Below are 11,882 nucleotides of genomic sequence, written 5' to 3' on the forward strand. Positions count from 1 at the left end.
TCTGCTGGTAGGCCGCATACGGCGGCTGTGGGGTGGCGCCGCGGTGGTCCAGCAGCGGCTTGATGGTCGAGCTGTCCAAGAGTTCCAGCGAGTGCAGATCCCCACCCAGAGTGAGGTGCGGGTACAGCGCGCACGCATCCAACACAAGCTGGTCCTCAAGGAGTGCGCCCAGCCACTCGCTGAAGGTCCAGTTGTTGATCCGGTCGGGTTTTTCCCACCACTGGTGCAGCTCATCGATTTTGTCGGCGAACTTGTCTTGCAGATCCGAGGTGACTGTGTGGGTGGAGTCGCCGGTGCGCTTCGCCAGGTGCTTGGCCCTGGCGGAGTCGATCGTGAACGTCCATTCCAGGCCGGTGATCGCCGCCTTGCATGTTTCGATGCACGTGCGCATCACCGACACCCCGTCGGCGGCGTCCCGCAGCACCGACCACGGCACGGAGCGGGTGGTGGTGGTTTGCAGGTTCCACGAAACGTCGTATTCGGAGCGGCGCGGTGCGGGGCGCCCGGACGGGAGTAGTGGGTCGATCGGGGCGGGGAACAGCGGCACCCCGGGCCCGAAGTTGACGTTGTTGTAGGGGTCGCGGTTCAGGGCGGTGTCCCCGGAGATGCGGGGGTTGCCGCGCATCTGCAACTGCTGTAGGTATTGCGACGACACTGGTGTTGCGGTAGCGCCGGCCGGTAGGGCGAGGGCCTTGGATAGTTCCTCTTGGATGACCTGGCGGACGTCCGCCCCGTTGACCTGTGGCAACGGGTGCGGTCTCCCTTGCTGGACGGGGCGACGGCGACGACGCGACACAGGCTCACCCCTTCGTTTCATGTTTGTGTGGGCGACAACCGCCCTTGACGCAGTCGCGTGGGGTGTTATGGTGTGCGCATGGCAACGAACCGCACCCCAGCGCAACGCGCCCAAATCGAACGCGTACGACCACTGGCAGCGGCATGGCACGCCACCCCCGAAGGGCGCGAATCAGCCCGGCGGGCAGCCCAAATCTTCTGGGAAAAACGCGAAACCGTCACCTGCGTCTGCGAACGCTGCGGAAACGAGTTTCAAACCCCGTACCCCGACCGCGCCCAGTACTGCTCCCCGAACTGCCAGAGGGCAGTCCGCGAGAAGAGCCACGCCTTCGACATCCGGGTCAAGTGCCCCGAATGTGGTATCGAGTTTTGGCAAAACAAGTACAAGCACACACCCGTGACCTGCTCCCGCATCTGCGGGCAAAAACTACGCAGACAGGAACAATGATGTTGTTCTGGATGGCACGCCGCACAGTCAGATCGTGTACGTCCGGGCGCTCGTCCGGGGGCGCGGGCTGCGCCGTGGTGATCCTGGCGTTATTCGTGATAGGCGGCATCACCGGTGGTGGCGCACAGGCTCCCGTTGCGGGGCCGCACGGATGGCATCAGGGCCCTGACGGGGTATATATCCCGGACAACCCGCCAGCCAACTACGGCACCGGAGGCCCCGACTGGGCGGCCAGCCCGGCATGGACGGGTCCGCCGCTGCCCGCGTACGTACCGCCCGCCCCCGCCGCACCACCACCAGCGCCGAGACCGGCGCCGTCGAGTTACTGGGCGCTCCTCTTCCTGGCGATACCCCTCGGCATACTCGGCGCCCTGGCCTTCATCGGATCCAGAATGGCACCCAAACCGATCTGGACACCACCAAAAGACGGCCCACCAGACTTCCCGCCATGGGAACAGTTCGGCGGGGGAGGACCGCCACCGCCCAACCCGGCACGGTGGTCCGACCGGCGCTAAGCCGCATCCGACAACGAGGCACCGCAACCGCGGCACACGCTGGCCTTCTTACTGTTCGGCATCTCGCACCCAGCGCACATCGTCGATATCGCCGATAGGTACACCAAGGCTGACGTGCCTACGTTCAACTCGTGGCACGCCCAGACCATGCTGTCGAGGTTGTCGGGACTTTCTTTCGTGTCAGCGGTAAACGAACACATCTGATCCTCTAGGGCCGGCAACGACCCCACGATGTGCCCCCGACCCTGCTCCCACAACGCAGAGATCGGCTCGGCCCGCACAACCTTCCCCCGGGTAGCCCGAACCGTGCTGTACGCAACGCTCGGATCAACCGAATGCAAAACAGTGCCAATGTAATCGCCGCCGTTGTTGACCTCGCCAACCACCCGATCGGCATGCCAACGTTTATACGCGTCAGCGACCTTCCGCATACACTGATCCGGCGTGCCCTTCATCGTGGCATCCTCAAGAATGTAAAGATGCCCATCCGTCGACCTGCCGGCCACCACGATGCCCGTCGAGTCTGACTTCTCGCCGCTAGTCACCGCAGGGTCAACGCCCACCACGATCCGAGCCAACGTCGGGGCCTTCAACACCCGGCCGTCCTCGATCATCTCCCGCGACCACAGAGCACCCTCAATGTCCTCCAGCAGCTCACCCTCAAGCTCCTGCCGGCCCGTCCTGGTGCCCTCATAGCGGGCCCTCAGCTCCGTCAAGGCCGTCCGAGACAAGTTCGCCGCGTTATCCCACGTCGAACCCCGCACCACGGCCACAGAGCCGTCCTCGCGGGCCACCAGCTCCTTCAACAACGGAATCGGGCGAGGCGTCGTCGTGATCACAATCCGCGGGTTCTCCCCGATCCGCAGAGCCGGCATCAACGCATCAGCGAACATGTCCGACACCGCCGGCATCACCGCCGCCTCGTCCACCCAAGCCCCAGCAAGGTTTGAACCACGCAACCGCTCATAACCATCACTCGAGTACCCGTAGATCTTCGAACCGTTCGTCAACCGAACCGTCAAGTCGGAGGCATTCACCGAATCCAACTCACCCGGCAACAACGCCTTCAACAACCCCGACGGCCCCTCAATACACACCTTCCGACAGTCACGCCACGTCGGAGCAACAATCGCAAACTCCATATCCGGGTGCGTCGCAGCCTGCTCCGCCAACCACTCAGCCGCAAGTCGGGTTTTGCCAAACCCACGCCCAGCAAGCACAAGCCAAATGTTCCAGTCATCCCCAGCGGGAGGCAACTGCGACGGCCTAGCCTCCGAATGCCACGGCCTCGGCCTCGCCGGCGCCTGAGACGCAATCTGCCGCTGCATTGCCGCCAGCCGGTCACGCCGCGCCTTCAGCAACGCCAGCTTCTCCGGAGGACACTCAACAACCCCAGGGGCCTGATCAGCCATCAAGACCCCCTGGGGCAGCGCTCAAGCAGCAGAAACGTCCCGTTCTTGGTGTCGTCTGAGGTATTCCGCGGCGTTGTCCAAGATGGATGGATTGTCGTTGGCCGCGCCCAGGAGCATGTTGCACTTCATGCACAACAGCCCCCTAACCTCGCCCGACTCGTGACAGTGGTCGATGGCCAGCCGACGCGGGTTGCCAAGCTTCCCTGTAGTCAACTCGGGAGAGTTGCAGATGGCACAGAGATTGCCCTGCGCTGCGGCCAACGTCTCGTAATGCACTTTCCGCGTCTGCCTAAAGTCGGCGCCGCAATCACTACAGCACGGCGTCGACCTAGGTTTGGGATAGTCCGCGCCGCAAGCCGAGCACCGCGAAAACATCCTACGCAGGCGCACCTTCGCCGCACCAGCCGGTCGAACATACGGAGCGCGCAAAGCGTGTTCAGGCACGCAGTACTTTTGAGGCCCGCCAGGTCCGGCAGCCAAAGGGATAGCAGCACCACACCAGCACGGTTCGGGTGCCGCCCTAGGGTTAACCGTCCGATCCCACAACTGGGCAACCCTCTGCCTGGTTACGCCAAGGAGCTGACCGATCTCCTTAAACGTTCGACCATCAGCCCGCAACTGAACTATCAGCGCGTCACGCTTCGCATCTTGCTGCTGACTATCCCGCCCCATGGCAACCATTCTATAGCAATAAATGGTTGCTCGAACCTTTTTCGCAAAAAAATTGTCCACATACCGACAAAGTTAAACCCTTGCCCTGTGTTCGCTTCGAAAGTTGATCTTGAGGGGGGAGGTCTACCGGGCGCCGGCTAGGGTCTCTTGATCGTCTCTAGGATCTCGTTGATCATGCCCTGACCTGCGGTTATGGGGTGTGATCGTCTCTGGGATTGCCCTAAAGGATCAGTAACGAAGTGGTCACAAACCCCCCATGACAGTGCCCTGGGTGAGATGATTTAGTCATCACCAAGCGAGCTCTCCACCCCGAGCTCACAGGAGGCACCACGATGACCGCACTGCTTGACCGCCGCTACCTCGCCACCCAGCCCAAGCGCCTCGATGACGGCTACCTGATCGACGGCGACCTGTGTGACATCACCGTGGGCCGGCGGTACTGCCAGGGCCACGCCGCTGCGGCTGCAATCGACGCTGACGGGCGTATCCGCATCCTGTGCGCCGACCATGCCGCCATGTACTTCCCGACCCACTGAAGGAGCTCGCCATGACCACGAACAACGACCTGCTGACCGCCGCCAAGCGCAGCGACCTATGCATGGCGAAGGACGTCACCCTGGACGGCCAGCCGGCCCAGATCAGCGGCCCACGGTGGGGCTACGCGCGCGTGACCGACCGGAATGGGCGAGGCATCGACGCGACCTGGCCGCACGTCGAGGCGACCGTCAACCGCGGTGGCCGGTTCTTCTCCACTCGGTACTGACCACTTGCATCAGCCCTGTGTGTGACAGGGCCGGTGTTGGTCGCCAGACCAGCCACTACCCGAAAGGTTCGACATGATCACGCTCGCCCGTAAGCCCGTTGCCGCACAGTCGATCGAGTCGTTGCATCTGCTGATCGACGGCCGTAGCACGGTGGTGGTTGCGGCCAACGATGCGACCGGGCTCGTGAGTCTGAATGGGCATCGGTGTGCGGTGATGGGCCGTGAGGATGACCGGCTGATCGAGCTCACCACCGTGGCCCCGACGGAGGACGAGTTGGAGGCCGCCGCGATGGGGCGTGTGCTCGAGGCTGCGGCCGGCCCGAAGGTGCCCCGGTCTGCCAGGCCCAGCACTCAGGTTGCGGCTGCGAGGACGGCTGCTAGGCAGTACCACGCCGCTGTGTGGGGTCACGGGTACAACGAAGGCCAAGCCCACTGGGATGCGAAGCCGCTACGTCAGCGTGTCAGCGAGGCTGATGTGCCCGAGCTGGTTGAGCTCGCCGTGGGTGCGATCCTCGCCGACCCGGTGCTGCGCGCCCAGCTGCGTGAAGCCCTGGATGCGGCCGAGCTCGAAAGCGCGCTGGTCTGATGGCCATGCGCAGCGCCTACACCGTGGGATACGAGTTCGGGAAGCACGCCGGCTACTCCCGCCCAGACGAGCCCTACGGCTACACCAGCGACGACGCAGACGGCGACGGTGAGCCGCAGCAGATCCTGTACGCCAAGGGCTACCGCCAGGGCTACCTGGACGGGCAGGAGCAGCGGCGAGCCAAGCTCGCCGCCTAGCTCGTCTGAGCGTCCGCTCCCTAACGGGTCGCGCCGATCACCACCCCGGTAACGGGCGGCGCGGCCCGTTTCCCTTTCCACCCCACCACCACAGGAGTTCACGATGGGACGTCACCACCGTCCCGCACGGCACAGCCCGACCGTCGTCGCACTGCTACTCGCGGTGGCAGCGTTCCTGTCATTGGCCGCCGACCAGTCGCCGAGCGTCGAGCTCGCCTCGCCAGCGCACGCAGCGTCGGCCCCTGCGCCCGCCGTAGCCGTCGCCCCTGTTGTGGTGCACCAGCACCCCACCCCGACAGTTGCGGCCCGCAGCGTGGCACACAAGCCCGTTGCGCACCCCGTCATGCGTACGGTGCACCGGCACGTTGTTCGGCATGACCGGCATCGGCACCACCACCGGCCTCGGTCCCATCACCACCATGATCGGCATCGGCGCTGCTCTTAAATGTCGTCCGATCGGAGCGCTACAGCGCTAACCGCGCGTCGTCACGCCGGCGGAATCGGCCGTTTGACCATGTCCGTTTGAGGACCGTCTAACGATGCACCCCGCGCGCTAGTCCGAATGGGCACGATTTGACCCGTTCGCGCTGGTCAGCAACCTACCGCGTGTCTCATTTAGGGTGTACGATGAAAAGTATCAGTAAGGCCCGCTAAACGGACAGGGAAGCCATGACCAGCGCAGCGCACGGATCCGCCGCCGCAGTATTCGCAGACGTCGACACCGCCAAGGCTGCGCTCGACGCACTCACCGACGCCACGCCAGCCGACGAGCGAGCCCGCGCAGAGGCCGCTTACGCAGCGGCCAGTGCGGCGATGTTCGACCTGCTCTAACGCCGCCCGCCGACCTACGCGCGTACGCACACGAGGCACGTGGGCGGCCCGGCCCGAATCAAGTGGTCCACGGTAAATCTAGACGGTTGTGTAAATCGGAGTTTGGGAGTGTGTGTGATGACGTTGGTTGGGTATGCGAGGTGTTCGACTGATGCGCAGGATTTGGCGATTCAGCGGGAGCAGTTGGGGCGTCTTGGTGTGGCTGCTGATCGGATCTATCAGGATCCTGGGTTCACTGGGAAGAACCGTGACCGCCCTGGGTTGGATCAGGCTCTTGCCGCTGTGTGGGAGGGCGACACTCTGGTGGTGACGAAGTTGGATCGGTTGGCTCGGTCTGTGCCTGATGCTAGGTCGATCGCGGACTCGTTGGTTGGGCGTGGCGTGAAGCTGCGCATCGGGGAGACGGTGTATGACCCCAGTGATCCGTTTGGGAAGATGTTCTTCAACTGTTTGGCCATGTTCGCCGAGTTTGAGGGTGACATGATCAGCATGCGTACGAAGGAAGGTATGCAGGCTGCCCGGGAGAAGGGGCATTTGCGGGGTAAGCAGCCGAAGTTGAAGGATGATGCCCGGGCTGGGTTGCTCGCCATGCATGGGACCGGTCGGTACAACGTCAGCGAGCTCGGCCGCATGTTCGGGATTAGTAGGCCCACTGTGTACCGGGAGCTGGCCCGGGCGAGGGGTGCCCGATGAGGCATGAGGCGAAGCATCCGTTGCCGATCAGCACGGGCTACAGCGCGCGGTCCAGCTCGAGTGGCTACGACTACATCCGGGTGCAGTGCGGTCGGTGCAACGACGGCTTTGACATCGACTCTGATTGGATCGACAGGTGGGCCGCGTTTGAGCTGCGTGAGGTTGAGCGACAGCGCGGCAAGGGCTACCACTCGGCTGGTCAGCTGCTCGACTGGGAGCAGAACATCGCCCGGACCGTGAAGGCCATGCGCGCCTATGTGAAGGGGCCACTCAAGCAACGTCAGCGGCTCGGCATCTAGTACCACCTGCACGTAGCGATGCCCCAGCGGGTCTGTAGCTCGCTGGGGCATCTTGCTGCGCACTCTAGGCTGCGCACTCTAGGCTGCGTCGAGGAACTCTGCGACGTCCACCCCGTTGGCTTTGGCCTGTGCGATGAGGGCTTCGTGTTCTTCGTTGACCTTGCGGATGGCTGCGTCCACCGCATCCTCTGTGAGGACGGTGATTTCTTTGCGCTGGGGTGCGTCCGCGCCGAACAGGGCGCGTTTACTTTCACTGGCCCGGATCACAGCTAGCCAGGCGTTGACCTTGGCGTGGTCGGATTTGGCTGTTTCGGCGATGACCAGTAGGCCGGCGATGGCGCGGTCGATCAGTTCGGACTCTTCCGCCCTCAGGTCTGCCAGGCGGGCGGCTGGGATGCGGTCCCTGGCGGCTTGGAAGATTTGGTGGACGCGCTGTGGGGAGATGTTGAGGCTGGCGCCGATGTCGGCGAAGGGGACGCGTTTTGTGCGTTGTTCGATGATGTAGGCCTCGCGGGCTGTTCCTTCGAGGATGTCCACGGTGAGGCCTTCCTTGGTCTACGCGGTCAGGAGCATGAGTTGTACGTGGTTGGCGTCGATGTACGCGGTTTTGCCGTTGCCTATGGAGACGCTGACCATCGGGGTGGCGGTGCCCTTGGAGATGCGGATGAGCTCGGTGATGCGGTTCGCGTCCTCGGTGTTCTCGAGGGCGAAGGCTGTCACGCCCGCGGCGCCTAGGAGGTGGATCTCCAGTCTGGCCATTACCCAAATTTTCTGGTCACGGTGTAGTTACGAATGCCCCATGGTGGTGCGTCTGGCGGTAGAGTCATGCCCATGACCTCGAGCACCGCGAACATCACCCGCTACTTCGGCAAGTGCCTCAACGCCAACTGTAAGAACCGGGTAGTCATCGAGTGCTCGTACCTCACCGCCGGCCCCGAGTTCACCAAGCACCGCTGCTGCAACCTGCCCATGACCTTCTGTGGACTGCGCGGCAAGTACAACGCCCAGAAGGAGTGCGGGTCGCGTTGCATGGCGTCCACCGGGCCGTCTTGCTCCTGTTCGTGCGGTGGCGAGAACCACGGCACGAACCTGATCTGAAGGAGACAACATCATGGCCAGCAAGCTCGCTCGTGACGCACAGGCCGCTATCCGTACCGCAGGCGCTCGGGGCATCGTTCTCAACACCGCCGGCGTGACCGTTGCCTCGGCCGAGAGCGGACACGTTGGCGATGTCCACGACGCACTCATCAACGCAGGGTTCGCCCTCGAGCTGCTCAGCGATGAGAACAACTACGTGCACGGCTGGATCGTCACCAGAAGCCGCTGACCGTCCCGCTCACTTCGGGCCGTGACCTCTCGGGGTTGCGGCCCGAGGTCATATGCGTCTCGCTTTGCGGTCAATGACGAACAGGGCAACGGTCAGGTAGTCCCGGAGCTGGGCCGCCTCATCGCAGGTCAACCGCATGCTCGTGCCGCAGCTGTGTGTGAAACCGTCCGTGTCGACAGCATCGCCCTCGAGGTGCAAGTGGACCTGGTCTTCGTGCGTTTCGACGGTCAGACTGTCGCCGGCTTTGCGGAGTTTCGAAGTCAGTCATCGGCCAGCGCCTCCGCAACAGTGGCGTAGCCGTACACCGTGACAGGACCCAACTTCGGCATGTTGCAGTAGACACTGGCGAACCCGTCCACCCCCGGATGCCAATAGGCGGTGCGGATCGGATGGCCGAAACCGGTCAGGTCGATCGAGTCAACGTCGCGGCCACAGGTGGGGCAGGTTTCAGTCATGTTCATCGCTCGGCCCTCTTCGCCCGGCGCTCAGCCCGATTCGGTGGGCGAGGCACAACCGGATCCGCCAGTGCTTCAGCGGCCGAAGCGAAACCAACCACCGACCAACCCGGCCGCAACGACTGATCCGCCAACCAACGCCAACACGGAACGTTCGCCCAACAGTCCAACTCTGGATGCCAAAACGCATCAAGGCCATCCGGGCGGCGATGACCATACTGTCCGAGTTCAGACACCGGGATCGGTTCGAACGTCCTGTTGCATGTCGGGCAGGTTTCAGTCATCGGCGGGCCAGCCAAGTGGTGAGCCAGTTATGGAGTTCGGCGGCGTCTCTGCGACTCATGGTGGCGACGAGACTGCAACCGTCGTAGCTGTCCTCGTCCTGGTCAAAGTCTGAGTAGACGTCGACCTCGCTGCCCGCGGCGGAGAGGATGAGCAGGCTGTCAAGTTTGAGGTCGCCTTGCCCTGACTGGACCATCCTGAGGAACTCTTCGCTCGCGGCCACATGGTCTTCAGCCGGCGGGTTAGTCATCGGCGGTCCACTCGAAGCGGATGCCGGCTGGCAGATCCGGATACTGGCGGTAGAGATCCTCTGTGACCATGTTCGCGGCGGCTTCGGCGACGGCCAGGACGCGCTCCTTGTCGGCCTCGCGTAACGCCCGCTCCGCCTCGTGTAAGCGCTCGAGCGCTTGAACGAGTGGATCGTTCTCGTCCACTTCGAAAGCCCGGTAGATCATGGTCTTCAGCTCGTCGTCGGTCACGGGTTCAAGTCTAGCGTGTCGTGTCGTACGGCGGAGTGCGGTGTCGTACACTTGGGGTGTGGTTGACCCCGTGAAGCCAGACGCCCTTGAGATCAGGTTGCAGGTACGCATCACCAAGGATGTGTCCGACCGGATCGACCTGTTAGCCGCTCGGGAGCAGCGGAACGGGTCGACGATGGCCAGGATGCTCCTGATTGAGGCCCTGACGGCCCGTGAGTCGCCCGCACACACCTCGCGGGTAGTTGTTCCTGCCGAGATGGTTCGGGAAGCCGTGCGGTCGTCACAGTCGCACATGCTGCCGATCCACGATGGTGAGGTTCCGGCTGTTCCGTCTGCCGCCCAAGCGCAGCGCGCGTTTCCCGTGACGTTGCCCCAGGTGGAACCGGTTCGCTACTCGGATGAGGAACGGGCAGTGGCCGATCCTGCGTTCCGGCCCGGCAAGCCGAAATCGTCCAAGATGCCGGACCCGTCGAACAAGGTGGAATACGGCAAGTGGCTCAAAGCCCAGAAGTACCGCTAGCTCGCGCCCATGCGGACCGGGCTGGCCTAGGCGCGAATTGAGCCGTTCGGGGTTGCCGCCTAGGCGGTTAGGTCCCCCACTTGCGAGTCGCCAGCACCAAGGCCCGTTCAGTGTGGGCCAGTCGGGGAGTGCGGTGTTCACGGATGCGCATCACGCGCGGTTCGACAAAGTTTTCGATCTTCTTAACCGAGAGAATGGACTTGACCATGAAGCAGGGCCAGAAGGTGACCTTCACCGATGAGCACGGTGTGACGAGGCGCGGGCAGGTTGTGTCGGAGACCCATGTCCTGGTCGGCGATGAGGAGCGGCTGCACAGTGTCAACGTGCGTACCAGCTCCAGCACGTGGGCGGTGCGCCCGGGGGACGTCGACTAGCCAACCCCCCGGCGGTCACTCGCCTATTCGGGTGACAGGCTGGTCGCGGGCTGGTTTTTGGTTGCAAATGGGGGCGGGATCGGGTAACTTAGTTCTTGTCGGGAGGGGCTCTTCCCCCTCCCCCCTCTCTCCCTTTGACAACTCAATCAGGAGCCAAGATGAAGATCAGCCCGTTCACCCAGCGGATCATCAACTCGGTCAACCAGCTCCCGAACATCGAGAGCGACCACGAGTGGATGCGCCTGGCAAACGAAATGATCGCCGAAATCGCCTACACCCCCGGGTGCGCCGCCCGGACCCGCTTCGAACTGGAGGTCATGGATTACCTCATCTGAGACACCGAGAACCCCTGGAGCCGCCGCCCTCCAGGGGTTCTTTTTTGCCCACCCACCGAAAGGAAAACGATCATGATTTTGACGCACCCCACCATCGGGGCCATGTCCATTGAGATCCGCACCGACCCCGACGACCGGTTCACCATCCACGTCGCCGCCGGCACCGGGGGCCACTGGGCGGTGGCGGCACACCTGGAGTGGGCGGACGCCCAGGACGATTTCACCCGCCGGGTTACGGCGGCCAGGACGAAGGGCTGGGCATGAAAATCAAGTTCACCCCGTACATCCAGCGGGCGACGCTGGAGCGGGCGCGAGCGACCGTCGCCGCGTTGCGCGGGCAGGTGCCGGAGGCGCATTCGCTGAACGATTTGATCGACTCGGCGTTGCGGCGGGAGTGCGCCAGGCTGGAGCGGGCCCACAACGGCGGCCAGGCGTACCCGGCGGTAGAGACCATGCCGGGGTCGGGCGGGAGGCGGCAGCGGGCCCCCGAGGGCGCGTAACGGGGCGGCGGGAGTGCTGCTCAGGCTGGTCCGCGTCGGGCCGACAACCCATCGGTGGGCCGTTCGAGTGGAGTGCTGGCCGGACCCTGAATTTTGGTTGCAAACAGGTGCCTGGTGGGGTAACTTTGTTTTTACCGGAAGGGGGTTCTTCCCCCTCCCTCTCAACCTGAAAACTCAAAAGAGGAGTTCCAATGAACGCCTACACCGACCTGTTCCTCTCGGTCCGCGCGTTCCGGGTCCTGGTCTTCATCGCCACCGCGGTGATCACCGAGCTCGACGGGAACACCGACCCCGAGTTCGTCTTCGCGGTTGGCACCCTGGACGACCTGGGATTGGTCATCTGGGATGGCAACCTGGTCGGAGTCACCCTGAAGGGCCTGGACGTTATCGAGGCAACCC

General features: G+C 63.7%; 26 protein-coding genes. 17 read left to right on the forward strand and 9 right to left on the reverse strand.

Going from position 1 to position 11,882, the window contains the following annotated elements; all coding sequences use genetic code 11:
• The coding region (locus VGH54_RS23400; RefSeq protein WP_331514494.1) for a hypothetical protein at positions 1-748 on the reverse strand (748 nt) is incomplete at its 3' end.
• A 126-nt stretch (positions 749-874) separates the two neighbouring features.
• Here VGH54_RS23400 and VGH54_RS23405 point away from each other — a divergent pair.
• Both VGH54_RS23405 and VGH54_RS23410 read left to right on the forward strand, forming a co-directional pair.
• Entirely contained in the window at positions 875-1,243 is a 369-nt protein-coding gene (locus tag VGH54_RS23405) for a hypothetical protein (RefSeq protein ID WP_331514495.1), read from the forward strand.
• Positions 1,244-1,254: 11 nt separating this feature from the next.
• The gene (locus VGH54_RS23410; RefSeq protein WP_331514496.1) at positions 1,255-1,758 is read left to right on the forward strand and encodes a hypothetical protein; all 504 of its coding nucleotides are present in this window, start codon (positions 1,255-1,257) and stop codon (positions 1,756-1,758) included.
• Here the strand turns inward: VGH54_RS23410 and VGH54_RS23415 are convergent.
• A complete protein-coding gene (locus VGH54_RS23415; protein ID WP_331514497.1) occupies positions 1,755-3,170 on the reverse strand; it encodes a terminase large subunit domain-containing protein in 1,416 nt (471 codons plus the stop codon). The two genes, VGH54_RS23410 and VGH54_RS23415, sit on opposite strands and share 4 nt — an antisense overlap.
• Positions 3,171-3,191: 21 nt before the next feature.
• Complete coding sequence (locus VGH54_RS23420) at positions 3,192-3,851, reverse strand: endonuclease domain-containing protein (protein ID WP_331514519.1); 660 nt, start codon at positions 3,849-3,851, stop codon at positions 3,192-3,194.
• A 323-nt stretch (positions 3,852-4,174) separates the two neighbouring features.
• On the opposite strand from VGH54_RS23420, the gene VGH54_RS23425 reads away from it, so the two are divergent.
• From VGH54_RS23425 to VGH54_RS23440, 4 genes are all read left to right on the forward strand, one after another.
• A complete protein-coding gene (locus VGH54_RS23425) occupies positions 4,175-4,378 on the forward strand; it encodes a hypothetical protein (protein ID WP_331514498.1) in 204 nt (67 codons plus the stop codon).
• Positions 4,379-4,389: 11 nt separating this feature from the next.
• Positions 4,390-4,605 (forward strand): hypothetical protein, encoded by a 216-nt coding sequence (locus VGH54_RS23430; RefSeq protein WP_331514500.1) that lies wholly within the window; start codon positions 4,390-4,392, stop codon positions 4,603-4,605.
• Positions 4,606-4,678: 73 nt separating this feature from the next.
• Positions 4,679-5,191 (forward strand): hypothetical protein, encoded by a 513-nt coding sequence (locus VGH54_RS23435; RefSeq protein ID WP_331514501.1) that lies wholly within the window; start codon positions 4,679-4,681, stop codon positions 5,189-5,191.
• Positions 5,191-5,388, forward strand: a complete 198-nt coding sequence (locus VGH54_RS23440) for a hypothetical protein (protein WP_331514502.1) — start codon at positions 5,191-5,193, stop codon at positions 5,386-5,388. The genes VGH54_RS23435 and VGH54_RS23440 overlap by 1 nt, the downstream gene beginning before the upstream one ends.
• A 178-nt stretch (positions 5,389-5,566) precedes the next feature.
• On the opposite strand, the gene VGH54_RS23445 is transcribed toward VGH54_RS23440, so the two are convergent.
• Positions 5,567-5,818: a hypothetical protein gene (locus tag VGH54_RS23445; protein WP_331514503.1), complete on the reverse strand. Its 252-nt coding sequence runs from the start codon at positions 5,816-5,818 to the stop codon at positions 5,567-5,569.
• Between the two features lie 239 nt (positions 5,819-6,057).
• On the opposite strand from VGH54_RS23445, the gene VGH54_RS23450 reads away from it, so the two are divergent.
• From VGH54_RS23450 to VGH54_RS23460, 3 genes are all read left to right on the forward strand, one after another.
• Complete coding sequence (locus VGH54_RS23450; protein WP_331514504.1) at positions 6,058-6,219, forward strand: hypothetical protein; 162 nt, start codon at positions 6,058-6,060, stop codon at positions 6,217-6,219.
• Positions 6,220-6,336: 117 nt separating this feature from the next.
• Positions 6,337-6,912: a recombinase family protein gene (locus tag VGH54_RS23455; RefSeq protein ID WP_331514520.1), complete on the forward strand. Its 576-nt coding sequence runs from the start codon at positions 6,337-6,339 to the stop codon at positions 6,910-6,912.
• Positions 6,909-7,211, forward strand: coding sequence for a hypothetical protein (locus VGH54_RS23460; protein ID WP_331514505.1), 303 nt, complete (start codon positions 6,909-6,911; stop codon positions 7,209-7,211). The genes VGH54_RS23455 and VGH54_RS23460 overlap by 4 nt, the downstream gene beginning before the upstream one ends.
• Before the next feature lie 78 nt (positions 7,212-7,289).
• On the opposite strand, the gene VGH54_RS23465 is transcribed toward VGH54_RS23460, so the two are convergent.
• Entirely contained in the window at positions 7,290-7,748 is a 459-nt protein-coding gene (locus VGH54_RS23465; protein WP_331514506.1) for a hypothetical protein, read from the reverse strand.
• Positions 7,749-7,766: 18 nt separating this feature from the next.
• Complete coding sequence (locus VGH54_RS23470; protein ID WP_331514507.1) at positions 7,767-7,970, reverse strand: hypothetical protein; 204 nt, start codon at positions 7,968-7,970, stop codon at positions 7,767-7,769.
• 72 nt (positions 7,971-8,042) lie between these two features.
• Between VGH54_RS23470 and VGH54_RS23475 the strand changes: the two genes are divergently transcribed.
• Both VGH54_RS23475 and VGH54_RS23480 read left to right on the forward strand, forming a co-directional pair.
• Positions 8,043-8,309 carry a hypothetical protein gene (locus VGH54_RS23475; RefSeq protein ID WP_331514508.1) on the forward strand — a complete coding sequence of 89 codons (267 nt, stop codon included), beginning with the start codon at positions 8,043-8,045 and terminating at the stop codon, positions 8,307-8,309.
• 13 nt (positions 8,310-8,322) lie between these two features.
• Complete coding sequence (locus VGH54_RS23480; RefSeq protein ID WP_331514509.1) at positions 8,323-8,538, forward strand: hypothetical protein; 216 nt, start codon at positions 8,323-8,325, stop codon at positions 8,536-8,538.
• 260 nt (positions 8,539-8,798) lie between these two features.
• Here VGH54_RS23480 and VGH54_RS23485 read toward each other — a convergent pair whose 3' ends face one another.
• From VGH54_RS23485 to VGH54_RS23495, 3 genes are all read right to left on the reverse strand, one after another.
• Complete coding sequence (locus tag VGH54_RS23485) at positions 8,799-8,999, reverse strand: hypothetical protein (protein ID WP_331514510.1); 201 nt, start codon at positions 8,997-8,999, stop codon at positions 8,799-8,801.
• A 274-nt stretch (positions 9,000-9,273) separates the two neighbouring features.
• Positions 9,274-9,525, reverse strand: a complete 252-nt coding sequence (locus VGH54_RS23490) for a hypothetical protein (protein ID WP_331514511.1) — start codon at positions 9,523-9,525, stop codon at positions 9,274-9,276.
• Positions 9,518-9,754: a hypothetical protein gene (locus VGH54_RS23495; protein WP_331514512.1), complete on the reverse strand. Its 237-nt coding sequence runs from the start codon at positions 9,752-9,754 to the stop codon at positions 9,518-9,520. Before VGH54_RS23495 ends, VGH54_RS23490 begins: the two co-directional genes overlap by 8 nt.
• A 58-nt stretch (positions 9,755-9,812) precedes the next feature.
• Between VGH54_RS23495 and VGH54_RS23500 the strand changes: the two genes are divergently transcribed.
• The 6 genes from VGH54_RS23500 to VGH54_RS23525 all read left to right on the forward strand — a co-directional run.
• Complete coding sequence (locus tag VGH54_RS23500) at positions 9,813-10,274, forward strand: hypothetical protein (RefSeq protein WP_331514513.1); 462 nt, start codon at positions 9,813-9,815, stop codon at positions 10,272-10,274.
• A 206-nt stretch (positions 10,275-10,480) separates the two neighbouring features.
• Entirely contained in the window at positions 10,481-10,648 is a 168-nt protein-coding gene (locus VGH54_RS23505; protein ID WP_331514514.1) for a hypothetical protein, read from the forward strand.
• Between the two features lie 158 nt (positions 10,649-10,806).
• Positions 10,807-10,983: a hypothetical protein gene (locus VGH54_RS23510; RefSeq protein WP_331514515.1), complete on the forward strand. Its 177-nt coding sequence runs from the start codon at positions 10,807-10,809 to the stop codon at positions 10,981-10,983.
• Positions 10,984-11,055: 72 nt separating this feature from the next.
• Positions 11,056-11,247: a hypothetical protein gene (locus VGH54_RS23515; RefSeq protein WP_331514516.1), complete on the forward strand. Its 192-nt coding sequence runs from the start codon at positions 11,056-11,058 to the stop codon at positions 11,245-11,247.
• Positions 11,244-11,483 carry a hypothetical protein gene (locus VGH54_RS23520; protein WP_331514517.1) on the forward strand — a complete coding sequence of 80 codons (240 nt, stop codon included), beginning with the start codon at positions 11,244-11,246 and terminating at the stop codon, positions 11,481-11,483. Before VGH54_RS23515 ends, VGH54_RS23520 begins: the two co-directional genes overlap by 4 nt.
• 191 nt (positions 11,484-11,674) lie before the next feature.
• The coding region (locus VGH54_RS23525; protein ID WP_331514518.1) for a hypothetical protein at positions 11,675-11,882 on the forward strand (208 nt) is incomplete at its 3' end.

It is taken from the genome of Mycobacterium sp., assembly GCF_036488105.1.
In the GTDB taxonomy this organism is placed as follows: domain Bacteria; phylum Actinomycetota; class Actinomycetes; order Mycobacteriales; family Mycobacteriaceae; genus Mycobacterium.